Source organism: Pacificibacter marinus (assembly GCF_018860505.1).
Classification (GTDB): Bacteria; Pseudomonadota; Alphaproteobacteria; order Rhodobacterales; family Rhodobacteraceae; genus Celeribacter; species Celeribacter marinus_B.
On record NZ_JAHKPU010000049.1, the window covers coordinates 87,841 to 105,468 of the forward strand.

At 53.9% G+C, this 17,628-nt stretch carries 10 protein-coding genes and 1 tRNA gene; 8 read left to right on the forward strand and 3 right to left on the reverse strand.

Annotated features, from left to right (window positions below; translation table 11 throughout):
* Window position 1: 1 nt before the first annotated feature.
* A complete protein-coding gene (locus KO503_RS17320) occupies window positions 2-625 on the reverse strand; it encodes an arylesterase (protein WP_252731166.1) in 624 nt (207 codons plus the stop codon).
* Between the two features lie 91 nt (window positions 626-716).
* Between KO503_RS17320 and KO503_RS17325 the strand changes: the two genes are divergently transcribed.
* Window positions 717-1,409: an ABC transporter ATP-binding protein gene (locus tag KO503_RS17325; protein WP_215992804.1), complete on the forward strand. Its 693-nt coding sequence runs from the start codon at window positions 717-719 to the stop codon at window positions 1,407-1,409.
* Window positions 1,406-3,940, forward strand: coding sequence for an ABC transporter permease (locus KO503_RS17330; RefSeq protein ID WP_215992805.1), 2,535 nt, complete (start codon window positions 1,406-1,408; stop codon window positions 3,938-3,940). The genes KO503_RS17325 and KO503_RS17330 overlap by 4 nt, the downstream gene beginning before the upstream one ends.
* Window positions 3,941-4,145: 205 nt before the next feature.
* Here the strand turns inward: KO503_RS17330 and KO503_RS17850 are convergent, their stop codons facing one another.
* The gene (locus tag KO503_RS17850) at window positions 4,146-6,950 is read right to left on the reverse strand and encodes a methyl-accepting chemotaxis protein (RefSeq protein WP_252731162.1); all 2,805 of its coding nucleotides are present in this window, start codon (window positions 6,948-6,950) and stop codon (window positions 4,146-4,148) included.
* Window positions 6,951-7,589: 639 nt separating this feature from the next.
* Here KO503_RS17850 and urtA point away from each other — a divergent pair.
* From urtA to urtE, 5 genes are all read left to right on the forward strand, one after another.
* On the forward strand, window positions 7,590-8,885 hold the full coding sequence (gene urtA, locus KO503_RS17340; RefSeq protein WP_215992806.1) for an urea ABC transporter substrate-binding protein: 1,296 nt from the start codon (window positions 7,590-7,592) through the stop codon (window positions 8,883-8,885).
* A gap of 81 nt (window positions 8,886-8,966) precedes the next feature.
* A complete protein-coding gene (gene urtB, locus KO503_RS17345) occupies window positions 8,967-10,940 on the forward strand; it encodes an urea ABC transporter permease subunit UrtB (protein WP_215992807.1) in 1,974 nt (657 codons plus the stop codon).
* A gap of 4 nt (window positions 10,941-10,944) precedes the next feature.
* A complete protein-coding gene (gene urtC / locus KO503_RS17350; protein WP_215992808.1) occupies window positions 10,945-12,177 on the forward strand; it encodes an urea ABC transporter permease subunit UrtC in 1,233 nt (410 codons plus the stop codon).
* Window positions 12,174-12,914, forward strand: coding sequence for an urea ABC transporter ATP-binding protein UrtD (gene urtD, locus KO503_RS17355; protein WP_215992809.1), 741 nt, complete (start codon window positions 12,174-12,176; stop codon window positions 12,912-12,914). Before urtC ends, urtD begins: the two co-directional genes overlap by 4 nt.
* Before the next feature lie 3 nt (window positions 12,915-12,917).
* Window positions 12,918-13,616: an urea ABC transporter ATP-binding subunit UrtE gene (gene urtE, locus KO503_RS17360; protein ID WP_215992810.1), complete on the forward strand. Its 699-nt coding sequence runs from the start codon at window positions 12,918-12,920 to the stop codon at window positions 13,614-13,616.
* Window positions 13,617-13,760: 144 nt separating this feature from the next.
* On the opposite strand, the gene KO503_RS17365 is transcribed toward urtE, so the two are convergent.
* Window positions 13,761-13,837 (reverse strand) — tRNA-Met (locus KO503_RS17365).
* Between the two features lie 182 nt (window positions 13,838-14,019).
* Between KO503_RS17365 and KO503_RS17370 the strand changes: the two genes are divergently transcribed.
* Window positions 14,020-17,598 (forward strand): hydantoinase B/oxoprolinase family protein, encoded by a 3,579-nt coding sequence (locus KO503_RS17370; RefSeq protein ID WP_215992811.1) that lies wholly within the window; start codon window positions 14,020-14,022, stop codon window positions 17,596-17,598.
* Window positions 17,599-17,628: the final 30 nt, after the last annotated feature.

A 17,628-nucleotide genomic window follows, 5' to 3' on the forward strand; every position in this document is an offset into this window, starting at 1 on the left:
TCTACTTTGCAGCTTGATCGCGCACCTCTTGCGCCAGTTGTGCAACTTTCGGACCTATGCTGTCCACGATAATCCCAACACCCTCAGCGTTGGGGTGAATGCCGTCGCCTTGAAAATAGGTCGCCAAGACCTCTTGCATCGTGCCCAAATCGGTCAGCGGGCGTAGAAAGCTTTCCACATAAAGCGTGTCAAATTTTGCCGCCAAATCAGGATAGATCGCAGTGAAATCAGCCTTGTAGTCTGGTCCAAAATTATCCGGCACATCGATGCCGATCAGCAAAACAGGGATATCTTTACCTGCTGCCACCGATAAAATCCCATCCAGATTGGCGCGCGCCACAGCCGGATCAGTGCCGCGCAACACATCATTCCCCCCAAGCGCCACGATCATCGCATCAACATCAGGCGTCAGCGTCCAATCCACACGGGCAAGCCCGCCGGCAGTGGTATCGCCCGACACACCAGCGTTCAGAATGATCACGTCTTGGTTAGCAGCATCCAACCAGCCTTGTAATTGTACCGTAAACCCGTCTTCTTGAACCAAACCGTAGCCTTGCGTCAGACTGTCACCAAGGGCTGCGATTGTCACAGTGTCTTGAGCTCGCGCATCGGTGCTGGCCAGCATTAGAAAAACCGATACGATAAACGTCGACAAAAACGTGTTCACACGACCCGCGCCGCCATATCGATAGCGATACATATTTAGAAAGCATTTTATGACTGACACAGTTATTTCCCTCACAGATATCGGACTGTCTTTAAACGGCAACGCGGGGCCTGTCGATATTTTGCACAACATCTCGCTGGATGTGACACGGGGTGAAACCGTGGGTCTTATTGGACCATCTGGATCTGGCAAATCGTCGCTCCTTATGTTGCTTGGTGGTTTGGAACAGGCGACCACCGGTGTCGTGTCCGTGTTGGGGCACAATCTAACAGAGATGAATGAAGATGCTCTTGCACGGTTTCGTAGAAATCATATGGGGGTGGTGTTCCAATCTTTCCACCTTATCCCGACAATGACTGCGCTTGAAAATGTCGCGACCCCTTTGGAATTGGCTGGCCACGCCGACGCCTTTGAGCGCGCGCGTGAAGAATTAGAGACCGTGGGCCTTGGGGCCCGCTGCGATCATTTCCCGTCGCAAATGTCTGGTGGTGAACAGCAACGCGTTGCCTTGGCGCGCGCCGCAGCGCCACGCCCTGCGATTTTTCTGGCGGATGAACCCACGGGCAATCTGGATGGTACAACAGGCGAGGCGATCATGGATTTGCTGATGAGCCTGCGTGATCGTCACGGTGCCACGATGGTGTTGGTCACCCACGCGCCAGAGCTGGCCGCTCGTTGTGATCGTGTCATTCGCTTACGTGATGGTGCGGTTGATTTCGCATCCGCTGAGGCAGCGCAATGATCCCGCCAAACAGATGGGCTATGGCGTGGAAAATTGCCCGCCGAGAATTGCGCGGGGGCTTGCACGGATTTCGCGTGCTCGTGGCCTGTTTGGCGCTGGGCGTTGCGGCCATTGCGGCGGTCACATCCGTGCGTGAAAGCATTTCCGCGGGGCTTGACCGCGAAGGTGCCGCCTTGTTGGGGGGCGACGCCGAACTGGAATTCACCTACCGCTTTGCCAGTGACGCTGAGCGCGCTTGGCTCGAAGAAAACAGCTTGGCCGTTTCCGAAGTCACAGACTTTCGGTCTATGGTTACCCGTGGGGACGAGCGGGCCTTGACCCAAGTGAAAACCGTCGATGATGCCTATCCGTTGATCGGCTCTGTGTCTTTGTCGCCTGATATGCCCTTGGCGCAAGCGCTTGACGGGCAAAATGGCATCGCAGGCGTGGTGCTGGACCCGATGTTGATCGAGCGCCTTGGCCTAACCATTGGCGATGAAATCCAAATCGGGGCTGTGCCGTTTGTTGTGATGGCTGAGCTGAGGAGCGAGCCTGACAATGCCTCTGTTGGTTTTTCTTTGGGGCCGCGCTCAATCGTGCGCACATCCGCGCTGGCCGGATCCACTTTACTGTCGCCGGGCAGCCTGTTTGAGACGGCCTATCGTTTGAAATTATCCGAGGGCACTGACCTTGAACTGGCGAAAAACACCACCCAATCCGCCTTGCCTGACGCGGCTTACCGTTGGCGCGATGCACGCAATGGCGCACCGGGCATGGCGCGATTTGTCGAACGCTTAGGGTCATTCCTTGTGCTGGTCGGCCTTGCTGGATTGGCTGTTGGTGGGGTAGGCGTTTCCTCTGCTGTTAATGCCTATTTGGATCGGAAAACCAGCATTGTCGCGACGCTGAAGACACTTGGCGCGGACCGTGCGACGATCTTTATGGTCTATGCGTTTCAAATCGGTGTGCTGACCAGCTTTGCCATCGTGATCGGACTGATTTTGGGGGCCGCTGTGCCTTTGATGGTCGCGCCGATCATTGAAACGATGCTGCCAGTGCCCGCTGAAATTTCAGTCTATCCACAGTCCTTGCTTGAAGCCGCCGCCTACGGTGCTTTGGCGGCGGCCATCTTTGTCACATGGCCTTTGGCAAAGACGGAAAAAATTCGTCCAGCCGCACTCTATCGCGAGTCTCAGTTGGGTCTGAAAGGCCTTCCGCGCCTGCCGTATCTGATCGCGATTGCGAGCATGGTGGCTCTGTTGATTGCCCTTGCTGTTGCTTTCACCGATACGCGCGGTTTGGTGCTTTGGTCTTTCTTTGGACTGGCCTGTGCTTTCGCGCTTTTGGTGGTATGCGCGGCGGTGTTGCGTGTTTTCGCCCGTTGGATGGCGGGGCGCAATTTAACCAAAGGCCGCCCCTATTTACGGTTGGCGCTTGGGTCCGTTGGCGGCCCGAGCGGAGAAACCTTGTCTGTCGTACTTTCCCTTGGGCTTGGCCTGACTGTGCTCTCCGCCGTGGGGCAAATTGACACCAATCTGCGCGGTGCGATTGCGACCGAACTGCCTGACGTCGCGCCCTCTTACTTCGTCGTCGATATCCAAAAGGACCAAATTGATGGTTTCACTTCGCAATTGGCGTCGAGTGCGGGCGTGACAAAATACGAATCCGCGCCGATGTTGCGCGGCTTCATCACAGACATAAACGGTCAAGATGCCAAAGAAGTGGCTGGCAATCATTGGGTCATTCGTGGCGATCGCGGCGTGACCTATTCGGCCCAAAAGCCCGAAAATGCGCGTATCACTGCAGGCACGTGGTGGGCTGAGGATTACACTGGCGAGCCGCAAATCAGTTTCGCTGCTGAAGAAGCTGCCGAAATTGGTTTGTCTTTGGGCGATACTTTGACGCTTAACATTTTGGGGCGCGACATCACCGCGCGTATCACATCGTTTCGCGAAGTCGATTTTTCGGGTGCAGGTATGGGGTTTGTTTTGTCGATGAACCCTGCGGCGATTGAAAACGCCCCCCACACTTACATTGCGACGATTTATGCCGACCAAGCATCCGAAGCCGGGCTCATTCGCGCTCTGTCGAAAGCTTATCCTAATATCACAACCATCCGCGTGCGCGATGCCATTGATCGGGTTGTCACGGTTATGACAAGTATCGCTGCCGCCACCACGCTCGGGGCGCTTGCGACATTGATCACAGGAGCTGTTGTTCTGATCGGTGCCGCCGCCGCGGGCGAAGAAAAACGACGTTACGAGGCTGCTATTTTGAAAACTTTGGGCGCGACACGCCTTCGTGTTTTGTGGAGTTTCGCCTTACGTTCGCTCTACATGGGGTTTGCGGCAGGTGCCGTCGCTGTTGGCGCGGGCGGTTTGGCCGGTTGGGCCGTGACCCATTTCGTGATGGAGGCATCCTTTACCTTTGAATGGCGCGCGTCACTTGTCATTGTGTTGGGCGGTATAGGACTGACACTGTGCACATCTCTATGGTTTTCTTGGCGCGCCATGAATGCACGTCCCGCAGGCGTCTTACGATCGAAGGACTAAATACGCGGGGGAACACCGCAAGAATTGTCGTGGCAGGTATCCCCCTATTGGCCTTAGGATCAGTATTCGAGCACGTAATATATTGCCCGTTCAAAGCTGCTCGCTCCAGTAACCTCGCAAAGCCTTCATAGGTATTGCTGCGGGTTTTGGGGGAATACCCTACCCAATAGACCTTACATTCTGTCGGCATGTCGAGCAGGCGTGTTTATGACGCTTGCTCGACATCATCGAAATCAACACCCCATTGGGAAGAGGTTGGGTTTTGCGTGTCTCCCGTGCTTTCCGTTCTGAATTGAGCAACAATCGCTGTCAGTGCTGAGGCCTCTTGTGTGAGAGAATGGCTGGCGGCTGTCGTCTCTTCAAACATGGCCGCGTTTTGTTGCGTTGCCTGATCCAGATCAGCAACGGCAAGGTTTATCTCGGAAATTCCGGCAGATTGCTCGGTCGCCGATGTTTCGATCTCAGCCATATGACCGGCGATTTTTGTGACGTCCCCGACAATGGATTTGAGTGCTTCGCCCGTACGATCGACCAACGATACGCCTCGTTTGACCTCCTCACCTGAGTCGGAAATCAATTGATTGATTTCATGTGCCGCTTCAGATGACCTTTGGGCTAAGGCGCGTACTTCGGAAGCGACCACAGCGAACCCTTTGCCAGCCTCACCTGCACGCGCGGCCTCGACGCCAGCATTCAAAGCCAGAAGGTTGGTTTGGAATGCGATATCATCGATGACGCTGATAATTTTCGAAATTTTAGAGGAAGAGTCCGAAATGGCATCCATCGCGTTCATGGCATCCTTGACCACAAGGTTTGTCGATTCCGCATTTTGATGTGCGGCTTTTACGGTTTGATTGGCAAGCGCCGCACCATCTGCCGCAGATTGAACGGAAACCGTAAGCTGTGTCAGTGCCGCAGCTGATTCAGCCAAAGTTGAGGCTGTGCGTTCTGTGCGCACGGACAGATCGTCGGCAGCGTGAGAAATTTCCTTGGAATTGGAGTGAATGGTTTGCGACGTGTCTGAAAGTTTCGAGACGACATCTTTTAGGGATCTCACAGCATCATTGAAGTCACTGCGCAGTTGTTCATATCCAGCTGGAAAGTCTTCGTCGAGTGTCTGAGAAATATCGCCCTGAGCCAATCTACGAAGACCATCAGCAAGGGCTTTCACGATTGCAGTTTGCTCTTCATGACGTTCGGCGCGTTCAGCCTCAGCTGCGGCACGCGCTTTTTCTTTTTCACGCTCTGCTGCAGCGGCAAGCTCTTGTTCGCGTGCTGCAGTTTGACGGGCACGGTCTTGTTCTTCTGCCTCTTGTTCTTTTGCACGTTTTTCGGCTGCAATTTCTGCGAGGCGTTCATTTTCAGCGCGCTCGACAGCTTCGGCATCCATGCGCTCTTTTTCAAGCAGGTTGTTTCTGAAAACGCGCAAAGCGGACATCAATCGGGCAATTTCGCCATGCGTGCCACCTGTTTTTTTAAGCTCGGACATGTCACCATTTGCAAGTCGCTCTGTACTGTGGGTGACAACCTTCAACGGTTGTACAATCGTTAAATGGATCATCAGCAGTGCCGCTGTGACGGCGAAAAGCGCAATGATACTAATAGACCTCATTGTGGCGGAGGCGTTGCGTGCGTCGGAGACGACGAAAGACCCTGCCTCGTCAATGGCTGCAAGGCTTTCATGTGAAATTTCAGTCACTTCATGAGATATCGTTAGAATTTCTTCAATCAGATGTGTGGCTTTGGTCCGAGACGACGATTGCGCGTTTATGGCTTGGAGGCGCGTGGCCAGCGCCCCTGTTTCTGGATCTGTTGCCAATAGAATTTGACGTACTTTGTCTGCCGTTTCATCCGCAACGAGGTTTAAGTTTTTCTGGATGTCTTCACGGTCTTGTAGCAGTTCAAATTGTAAGGCTTGGATGTAACCAGGATTGATGGAGGAGGCGCCTTGTTGCAGCTTGAGCAGAGCAGATTTGATCGCGATGTTGAGCGAGTCTACGGAACGAATTTCTGCGAATTTCACTTCAGTTAAGTTTTTAATGATTGCGTCGTTTCCACGGAGGAAACTTTGCCCCGCATCATCAAGAGCTTGCATGTCGTTCGCGATAATCGTTTTGGTTGTGTCGGCAAATTTTGCTTGGGCTTGCAGCAAGGTTTCGTGTTGCTGCGAAGAAACAGTCCCGTTGGGGGTGTGAATTTCATGTAAGTGCCCCAAAAGTTCCTTGCTTGCGGCTAAGGCGGGAACATCTCCGTTGATGATTCCAATGCGATTAACAGTGCGTTCGAGATCTTTGATTGTCTTCAGGCTGAGTTTTTTGGCAGCGAGTGCGGCCAGGTTATTGGGATCGGCGATGGCGGCATAAGCGAGGGTTGTGCTTGTCGCGTGTTCCGCGCTTGCCTTGAGTTCATAGAGCGTGGCCAGCCCGCCCATGTTTGCGTCGATTAACGCATCGACACCGGTCTGTGTGGATTGGATGGCTTCGCCAGTTGCGATCATCAAGCGGAAGGAGGCTGATTTGTTGATTTCAGTCAGGTCACCAGACACTTCATGCGACAGGCCGTTGAGCGCGGCCATCAGTTTGAAATTATCTGAGCTTGAGGTGAGAGCGAGATGTTTTTCGTCGATAAGCTGGCGGGTGTCGCTGAGCAATGCTTGCACTGATAAGTTGAGATTTTCGTGGCCTTCACTGGGTATCGCCTCTGCCGCTTCACGCAGTTCTTGTGCGGCCTTGTTCATATTGTCTTGATGGGCAGGAAAACCGATCAGGGAATAGGATGCTATGAGCGTATTTGTTGCATCTTTGAACTTGAGAACGGCGTCTGAGATTTGCATCGCGGCGCTAAGTGGCGGTAAATTGTCTTCGACCAAAGTTTCAACTTCATCCGTGATGGAGGAAATGAGCGAGGTTGAAATAAAAATTGCCGCAGCGGTTGTGCCTGCGAGTGCAAGAATGGCGATGGCCATTTTGATGGCGATTGAGCCGATAGCTTTCCCAAATAGATTTTTCATTTGTTTCCCTAGGCCACATGTTAGAAATGCAATCCTGCGCAGGCACAGCGATGTGGTCACTGCGCGGATCAGTCGTTTGGCTCAAAATGGGCGAAATCAACGAATAAAGTGTTTACGCTCAAAATTTTTAGGGGTTTTAGCTTTCGCTTGTCACTCAAGGCGGCCGAATTTGCGGATGAAATGCGGGTGTGTCTTAGAGGCAGACACGTGCGATTGGGGGCGCAAAGGTGGAATCGGTGACAGATTTTTCTGTGTATGATTTCTGTGCATTTGCTTTGGTCGTGAGCTATTTTTTTAGTAAAGAGATTAATTATACGTCATTATTGGGCGTCTTGCGCAATAATTATGCGTTCGCGTGGAAAGTAGGCGGCGCAGGCGGTCTGTGATCACCTAGTCGTGTTCAAAACCAATCAGTGGGTCAAAGTGTTTAAAGCAATTCAATTGGAGCCGCTTAATACGGAACCGAGAGAGTTGTGGGGAATGTGTGATGATGGCCAGACTTGCAGGTCGCCACCACCACACGAATGCAACTGATTAACGCTGCTAGGGGCATGTAAGCGTTTCAAGCCAAAAATGGAAGACGTCCATGGCACTCGCAGTTTGCGAGCAGAAACCGCACGCCTTTGGCATCCAAAAAGGATGTTCGACGTGACCACCAAACTTAAAGCTACACTGGCCTCAGCCCTGATCGCCACTACCGCTATGACAACGGCCGCTTTGGCCGAAGATTGCACCACAAAAGTGGGCGTTCTGCACTCTTTGTCTGGTTCTATGGCGATTTCTGAGACCACACTTAAAGACGTTATGTTGATGCTTGTTGACGAACAAAACGCCAAAGGCGGCGTTCTTGGATGCCAATTGGAAGCGGTTGTTGTTGACCCTGCGTCCGACTGGCCATTGTTTGCAGAAAAAGCGCGTGAACTTTTGACTGTACATGAAGTTGACGTGATGTTCGGCAACTGGACATCTGTGTCGCGCAAATCTGTTTTGCCAGTGATCGAAGAGTTGAACGGCTTGCTGTTCTACCCAGTTCAATATGAGGGCGAAGAGTCATCGAAAAACGTCTTCTACACAGGGGCTGCGCCAAACCAGCAAGCTATTCCTGCGACAGATTACTTCCTCGACGAGCTTGGTGTCGAGAAATTCGCATTGCTTGGCACAGACTATGTCTACCCACGCACAACAAACAACATCCTTGAATCCTACCTCGCGGGCAAAGGCATCGCTGCTGAAGATATCTTTGTAAACTACACACCTTTCGGTCACTCTGATTGGTCCAAAATCGTCGCAGACGTTGTGGCGCTTGGCGCAGACGGTAAAAAAGTTGGCGTGATCTCTACGATCAACGGCGACGCGAACATCGGCTTCTACAAAGAATTGGCATCCGCTGGTATCTCAGCTGACGATATTCCAGTTGTAGCCTTCTCTGTTGGCGAAGAAGAGCTGTCCGGATTGGACACATCCAACCTTGTGGGTCACTTGGCCGCTTGGAACTACTTCCAATCCGCAGAATCCGAGCTCAACGATGAATTCATCGCAGCATGGAAAGCGAAAATGGGCGAAGAGCGCGTGACAAACGATCCAATGGAAGCGCATTTCATCGGGTTCAACATGTGGGTCAACGCTGTTGAAGCGGCAGGCACAACAGACGTAGACGCGGTTCGCACCGCGATGTACGGCCAAAAATTCCCGAACTTGACAGGCGGTACAGCGGTGATGGGCGTCAACCACCACCTCGCGAAACCTGTTCTGATCGGCGAAATCCAAGCTGACGGTCAATTCGACATCATCTCCCAGACAACTGAAGTACCTGGCGATGCGTGGACGGACTTCTTGCCAGAATCCGCTGTGTTGATGTCCGATTGGAAAGATCTCGGTTGTGGCATGTACAACACCGAAACAGAAACATGTGTTCAGTTGAAATCTAACTACTAAGAGTTCGCTTTTTCTGGCCCATACGACTTTCAAAGGGCGGCGCTTTTGTCGCCCTTTTCATTCCATTCAAAGAAGATCCCTATGATCCGCTTTCTGACAGCCACCTTCATTGTCTTGGCCGCTTTTGCATCGCCTGCTTTGGCCCCATCGCCTGCGCAGGCCCAAGATCAAACGATCCAAGAGGTGCTGCAAACGCACCGCGAGGTGATCGAAAAATCGTCCCGTAAAACCATCGGCCCAGCGATTGATGCCATCGCAGCCTCAGGCTTGCCGTCCGCGCAAAATGTTTTGCAAAAATGGCAGTCGCGGGACATGTGGCAGCGTAAAGACGATCGGCTGTTTTTCTATGCTGAGGAAGTGGATTCAAAGACTTACACCCTTTATGATTTCGACAGTGACGCGGCTGTTGGCGACTTTGCCAAAAGCGATCTGAAACAGTTGAAACCCAATTCGGGTATTCGTGCTGTCATTGGTGCGGCTCTTGTTCAGTTCCAGTTGAGCGACCCTGATCCTGCGCGCCGCTCGGAAGCCATTTTGGCCATTCAACGCGATGGCGAAGCCTCTCATTTGGCCCCTTTACGCGCCTCGATCGCTGGCGAGACCGATCCTGACATCAAAGCGCTCAAGGAAGTGACCGAGCGTTTGCTGACAATTTCCTATGACACAGATGATGCCGCGCGCGTGGCTGCGATCCAAGGGTTTAATGGGGCTTTGTCACTGGATGTCCGTGCCGTGTTAAACCCGGTTTTGACCACGACAATCGCGCTAAAAGACAGCCTGCCGGATGATGCAAATATAAAAGACAGAGTCATCGCGGGCTCTGAGGCATTGCCCTTTGAAGATGCTCTGGCCCGGATGGTCTCAGCAGGCATGATCCCCGCGCAACCTACAATTTCCGAACGCAAAGATGCGCTTGTCGCCAATATCCAAGACGGCATGGTCGGTGGTGTTGGTGTGGCCGATCTTGCCGATCAAGACGCCCGTGATCGTGCCTATATGGTCTTGGTGTCTGAAGGTGTCGTCCCGGAATGGGATGCGGGCTATTCTATTGAAGATGCGGTGAAATCCACCGAGTTTGTCGAGGTGTACGCCGAACCTTCCAAGGCTGTCACAGATGCGGCAGAGGCCACGCTGAAAACCATTGATCGCGCTGTTGGCTTAAACCAAACTTTGGATTTGGCCCTTGATGGATTGTCTTTGGCCTCGATCTATTTTCTGGCTGCCATCGGTCTGGCCATCACCTTTGGGGTGATGGGCGTGATCAACATGGCGCATGGCGAATTCATTATGATGGGCGCCTACACCGGATACGTCGTGCAGCAGATTATCCCTGATTACACCGTCTCTATTCTGGTCGCGATCCCTGCGGCATTCATGGTGACCTTTGCCGCGGGCGTGGCGATGGAACGTTTGATCATTCGCTGGTTGTACAACCGTCCGCTTGAGACGCTTTTGGCCTCTTTCGGGGTGGCTATCGCTTTGCAGCAAATCGCAAAAAACATCTTTGGCACGCAGGCCCGTCCGCTGACTTCGCCTGCATGGTTAGACGGCGCTTTGGTGTTCAATGATGTGTTGGCAATCTCTTACATTCGCATCGCGATTTTCGTGCTGGCGGGGATTTTCCTTGGGGTGTTCTTGTTCATCATGAAGAAAACCCGCCTTGGTTTAGAGACCCGCGCAGTGACGCAAAATCCGAAAATGGCCGCATCAATGGGCATCAATCCCGACCGCGTGAATATGCTCACATTTGGGTTGGGCTCTGGTATCGCGGGCATCGCGGGCGTGGCCATCGGGCTTTATGCCAAGGTGACGTCAGAGATGGGTGCAGATTACATCGTGCAGTCGTTTATGACCGTGGTTGTCGGCGGTGTTGGCAATATCTGGGGGACTTTGCTGGGCGCACTTGGCATCGGTTTCTTACAAAAAGGCATCGAATGGCTGAACCCGTCCAACACTTTGGCCGCACAGACCTATATGATCGTCTTTATCATTATTTTCATCCAGTTCCGGCCCAAGGGTATCATCGCCCTCAAAGGCCGCGCGGCGGGGGATTGATCACATGAACAACTCATTCTTTATGAAAAACCCGTCTCTCTTGGTGTTCCTCGGCCTGCTGGCTCTGTTCACCCTTGGCGTCACCTTGATGTCAGAGGCTTACGGATCAGGCTTGGTCTCGACCTCTTTCGTCAAAACGCTGGGCAAAACACTGTGCCTCGCGCTGGTCGCCATCGCGATGGATCTGGTCTGGGGCTACACAGGTATTCTATCGCTCGGCCACTTCGCGTTCTTTGGTGTGGGCGGCTATATGATCGGCATGTGGCTGATGTATGCGCGCACCGAAATCATTGTGGTCAACTCATTGGCCTCATCACCCATTCCCGCCACCGCATCGGAAATTTCAGACGCCATCGGCAGTCAGATTTTCGGCGTCGTCGGATCGTCGGACTTTCCCGCGATTTGGATGTTTGCTGACAGCTTGATCCTGCAACTGATGATGGTTGTCTTGGTGCCTGGCCTTGTGGCTTTGGTCTTTGGCTGGCTCGCCTTTCGCTCGCGCGTCACAGGCGTTTACCTGTCGATCTTGACCCAAGCGATGACCCTCGCGCTGTCTTTGTACCTGTTTCAAAACGATAGCGGCTTACGCGGCAACAACGGCCTGTCTGGTCTGCAAAACCTGCCTGGCGCTGATGATATTCCGCAAAGCGTGATGTCGATCTGGTTCCTTTGGGCCTCGGCTTTGGCGCTCGCACTCACCTATATCGCTACGTCTTTTGTGGTCTCTGGCAAGTTCGGGTCTGTCATTCGCGGTATCCGCGATGACGAGGCGCGGGTGCGGTTCTTGGGCTATTCAGTTGAAGGCTATAAGCTGTTCGTCTTCGTGCTCACCGCCATTATGGCCGCCATCGGTGGTGCGCTGTATTATCCGCAAGCGGGCATCATCAACCCTGCCGAAATCGCGCCAATTGCCTCTATTTACCTCGCGGTTTGGGTCGCCATCGGTGGTCGAGGTCGCATCTATGGCGCTGTGATCGGCGCTGTGGTGGTCTCGCTGGTGTCCACGTGGTTCACAGGCGGTCAAGCGCCCAATATCAACCTTGGCTTTTACGAGGTGAAATGGGTTGATTGGTGGCAAGTTCTGCTGGGCCTGTCCTTTGTTCTGGTCACTTTGTTTGCCCCCAAAGGTATCGGCGGTTTGGTCGATGTCTTCACGGGGCGTTTTTCGCCGAACCGCAAAGGCGCGCCACTTGGACCAGATGCAGGGTCCTTGCGTGAAGAGGAGGCCGAGAAATGAGCCAGCTTTTAGAAGTCTCAGGTATTTCCGTGTCTTTTGATGGGTTTAAAGCCATCAACAATCTGTCGTTCTCAATCGGTCACGCCGAAATGCGGGCCATCATCGGGCCGAACGGGGCGGGTAAAACCACCTTTATGGACATCGTCACTGGCAAGACAAAACCCGATGAGGGCTCTGTGTTGTGGGGGGATTTGTCACGCAATTTGATTGGTATGAACGAGGCGAAAATCGCCCGCATCGGTATTGGTCGCAAGTTCCAACGCCCGACTGTGTTTGAGGATCAATCGGTCTTTGACAACTTGATGATCGCGGTGCGCAATGATCGTTCCCCGATTGCTGTGTTGTTCTTTCGCCCCAAAGCCAAAGACATTGCCAAAGTGCATGAGCTGGCTGACACCATCGGTCTGACGGATGAGTTGGCGCGCAAATCAGGCGAGCTATCACATGGGCAAAAACAATGGTTGGAAATCGGCATGTTGCTGGCGCAAGACCCGAAATTGCTGCTGGTGGATGAACCCGCGGCAGGCATGACCTTGGGCGAACGCGAACACACCACGGATATCTTGAAAGAAGCCGCGAAAACCCGCGCCGTGGTGGTGATCGAACATGATATGGAATTCATCCGCCGCCTGAACTGTAAAGTGACCGTGCTGCACGAAGGGTCTGTTTTGGCCGAAGGCTCGCTGGATCACGTGACCAAAAACCAAGGCGTCATCGACGTCTACTTGGGGAGATAACCAATGCTCGATGTCCAAAACCTATCGCTGCATTACGGTGGCTCGCAGATTTTACATGACGTGGCGCTGAGCGCCCAAGCGGGCAAGGTGACCTGTGTCATGGGCACCAACGGGGTTGGCAAGACAAGCCTTCTGAAAGCCATCTGCGGCGCGCATCCGCGATCCTCTGGAACGATGATGCTGGATGGCGAAGATGTAGGCCGCGCCAATTCTGATGCTCTGGCCAAAAAAGGCATCGGTGTTGTGCCGCAAGGGCGGATGATTTTCCCGCTGCTGACCGTGAAGGAAAACCTTGAGACCGGCTTTGCTTGTTTGCCCAAATCCGAACATTACATCCCTGACGAGGTGTTCGAATTATTCCCGATCCTCAAAGACTTTTTGCACCGCCGTGGCGGCGACCTGTCTGGAGGGCAACAACAACAATTGGCCATCGCGCGGGCGCTGATCATCAAGCCAAAACTCTTGTTGCTGGATGAGCCGACAGAGGGCATTCAGCCCAATATCATTCAACAAATCGGCCGCGTGATTGCGCTTTTGCGTGATCGTGGCGATATGGCGATTGTGCTTGTGGAACAGTACTTTGAATTTGCCTACGATTTGGCCGATCAATTGGTGTTTATGGAGCGCGGTCGTGTCACATCTGTGCATGATAAGGCTGACATCACCAAAGAAGAAGCTGCCAAAGTCTTCCGTATCGCCTAAATCATCTGAATGAAAAAAATGCGCGTGGGATCTAAGACGATCCTGCGCGTTTTGATGTCTTATGTGGGTTGGTTGTGCGCTGCTTTGGAATCATCGCCATCATTACCCAAAGACAATGCGATTAATCAACATTGCAAGGGATAATGGTAGCGGAGGAGGGACTTGAACCCCCGACACGCGGATTATGATTCCGCTGCTCTAACCAACTGAGCTACTCCGCCGAAGTGCCGCGTAAGTAGTCTGTCACTCTGGCAGGGTCAAGAGTGAATCTGCCACTTTTCTGCATGACGTTGTTTTTCTTTTTTTAACGGCCTGTCCGCGCACAAACCTTGTTGCCATTCATGGCCTGCGATAGGGTCTCTGCGATCATCATTTGGGGCCGCCAAGATTGCGGAAAGTACATATGTCAGACGCGCAGTGGGAGTTTTGGATAGATCGTGGCGGCACCTTTACGGATGTCGTGGCCAAACACCCTGATGGCACATTGCACACGCATAAATTGCTGTCGTCCAACCCTGAGCGCTATGTCGATGCTGCCGAACAGGGCATTCGCGACTTGATGGGACTGAAGACTGGCACACCGATTCCCGATGGGGCGATTAGGGCCGTGAAAATGGGCACGACTGTGGCCACCAACGCGCTGCTGGAACGCAAAGGCGAAGCGGTGCTGTTGCTGATCACCCAAGGCTTCAAAGATCTGCTGCGCATCGGTTATCAAACGCGCCCCGATTTGTTTGCCTTGCACATCCAACGCCCGGATCTGTTGTATCAAAGTACCGCCGAGATTACAGGGCGGTTGAATGCGTCTGGTGCCGAAGTTACGCCACTGGACGAGATGGGCCTACGCGATGCGTTGCAAAGTGGCTTTGATGCTGGCCTGCGCTCGGTCGCCATCGCTTTTGTGCATGCTTATCTCAACCCCGCTCATGAACAGCGCGCCGCGGAAATGGCGCGCGACATCGGCTTTACGCAAGTGTCCACCTCAAGCGATGTCTCGCGTCTGGCCAAGCTGGTCTCACGCGCAGATACCACCGTGGTTGATGCTTATCTGTCGCCTATTTTGCGTCGCTATGTTGATCAAGTCGCGGGGGCTTTGCGCCTTGGACAGGCCTGCGAACGGTTGATGTTTATGCAGTCCAATGGCGGGCTGACAGATGCGCAAAACTTCCAAGGGCGTGATGCGATTCTGTCGGGGCCTGCGGGGGGCATCGTGGGCATGGTGCGCACCGGTGAAGCGGCGGGGTTTGACCGGCTGATTGGTTTTGACATGGGGGGAACCTCGACCGATGTAAGCCATTATGCGGGTGCGTTTGAACGTTCGTTCGAAACCGAAGTGGCAGGCGTGCGCATGCGTGCGCCGATGATGGATATTCACACCGTGGCCGCTGGTGGTGGATCGATTTGCAGCTTTCGCGATGGGCGTCTGCAAGTCGGCCCAGAAAGCGCGGGCGCCGATCCCGGTCCCGCGGCTTACAAACGTGGCGGGCCGCTGACCGTGACCGATTGCAACGTGTTTTTGGGCAAGCTGAACCCCGACCATTTCCCGCATGTGTTCGGTCCAAACGGCGATGCGCCTTTGGACGTCGCTGCGACGGTTCAAGCGATGCAGATGATCACGGATCAGATCAACAAGGCCACCGATCAAAGCCTCACACCCGTGCAAGTCGCCGAAGGGTTCTTGCAGATCGCGGTCTATAATATGGCCAATGCGATCAAGAAAATTTCGGTCGAGCGCGGCCATGATGTGTCACAAGATTATGCGCTGCAATGCTTTGGCGGGGCAGGCGGACAGCACGCTTGTTTGGTGGCCGATGCCCTGAATATGCGCCGCGTTTTGATCCATCCCTTCGCGGGCGTTCTGTCGGCTTACGGTATGGGCTTGGCTGAGGTGCGTGCCTTGCGCGAAATGCAGGCTGATTGTGCGCTTGAAGACAGCGCGACACTTGTTCCCGCGCTTGATGCCCTGTGCGATGCTGTGCGCAGCGAGGTGCTGGATCAAGGCCTGCCTTCCGCCAGCGTGATCCGTCATGCGCATCTGCGCACTCAGGGCTCTCATCAGACGTTAGAGGTCGCGTGGGGGGCAGTCGATGCCATGCGCAAGGCGTTTCATGACGCCCATATCGCCCGCTTTGGTTTCGCCCCCGCAGGCGATCACCTGATCATCGATATGTTGTCGGTCGAAGCCGTAGGCGAGACGGGCGAAGCGCCACGCGCTGCCGAGATGCCCAATCTTGACGGTCATCCACAAGCGCAAATTTCAGTGCAAGCCAAAGGCTGGGGGCAGGTGCCGCTGTATGATCGTTTGACGTTGGCTTGCGGTCAGATCATCGCTGGCCCCGCTATCATTTCTGAGCCCACCGGCACCAATGTGATTGAGCCCGATTGGACGGCTCAGTTGGACGCCCAAGGTATGCTGATTTTGACCCGCACCACGGCTGTTACGCAAACCGCTGCAAATGGCACGGCGGCTGATCCGATCTTGCTCGAAGTTATGTCCAATCTGTTCATGTCTGTGGCCGACCAAATGGGCGCGACATTGGCCAATACCGCGTGGTCGGTGAACATCAAAGAACGGTTTGATTTCTCTTGTGCTATCTTTGACGCGCAGGGGCATCTGGTCGCAAACGCTCCCCATGTGCCTGTGCATTTAGGGTCGATGTCCGACAGCATTCAAACCGTGATCCGCGACAATCCTGATGCCTGTGATGGCGATGCTTTTGTGCTCAATTCGCCCTACCGTGGTGGCACCCATTTGCCCGATGTGACCGTGGTTACACCTGTTTTCGTTAATGGAAAACCTGCCTATTGGCTCGGCTCGCGTGGGCATCATGCCGACATCGGCGGACGCACGCCGGGGTCTTTGCCCCCCGATAGTTGTCACATCGATGAGGAAGGCGTCTTGATCGACAATATGCGTCTTGTCACAAAAGGCACGTTCGAGGATGCTGCCATCCGTGATGTGCTTGCATCCGCCAAATATCCCGCGCGCAATCTGGATCAAAATGTCGCCGACCTGCAAGCCCAAGTCGCCGCCAATGAAACAGGTCGCGCCGCTTTGCTCGGCATCGCCAAACGCTATGGCGCGGATGTCGTCACCGCGTACATGAGCCATGTGCAAGACAACGCCGAAGCCGCCGTGCGCGATGTGATTGATCGATTGAAAGATGGTGATTTCACCTATCCAATGGATGACGGGTCACAGATAAAAGTGGCCCTGCGCGTCGATCAAGCCACCCGCACTGCTACCGTCGATTTCGCTGGCACCAGCGATCAGCACAGTGGCAACTTCAACGCGCCTCTGTCGATCTCGCGCGCTGTGGTTTTATACGTGTTCCGCTGTTTGGTCGGCAAAAATATTCCGCTCAACGAAGGCTGTCTGCGCCCGATCGAGATCATCGTGCCTGAGGGGTCGATGCTTAACCCTTGCGCCCCCGCCGCCGTGATCGCGGGCAACACCGAAGTGTCGCAAGCTGCTTGCAATGCTTTGTTTGGTGCTTTGGGGGTGGTCGCAAGTTCACAAGGGACGATGAACAATTTCGTTTGGGGTAATGAGACTTTTCAAAACTACGAAACGATTGCGGGCGGCACTGGCGCTGGCGCCGATTTCGATGGTTGTGACGCTGTGCAAAGCCATATGACCAACACGCGTATGACCGACCCCGAAATTTTGGAATCCCGTTTTCCCGTGCGTTTGGAAGAATTCTCAATCCGCCAAGGTTCAGGCGGGCAGGGTACGCATAAAGGCGGCAACGGAGCAATTCGCAAGCTACGGTTTTTAGAGCCAGTTACTGTCACAACCATCTGTTCGCATCGCATAGTACAACCCTTTGGTGTCGGTGGTGCAGATGGCGGACAGGTCGGCGTGAACTACGCCTTGCTGCCCGATGGCACGCGGATAGAATTGCACGGCAAGGATGAAATCGAGCTGCCAACCGATGGTGTCTTCGTTCTGGAAACACCAGGCGGAGGCGGCTTCTCGTAACGTTAAAATGCTGCGCAGCAAATGTTTTAA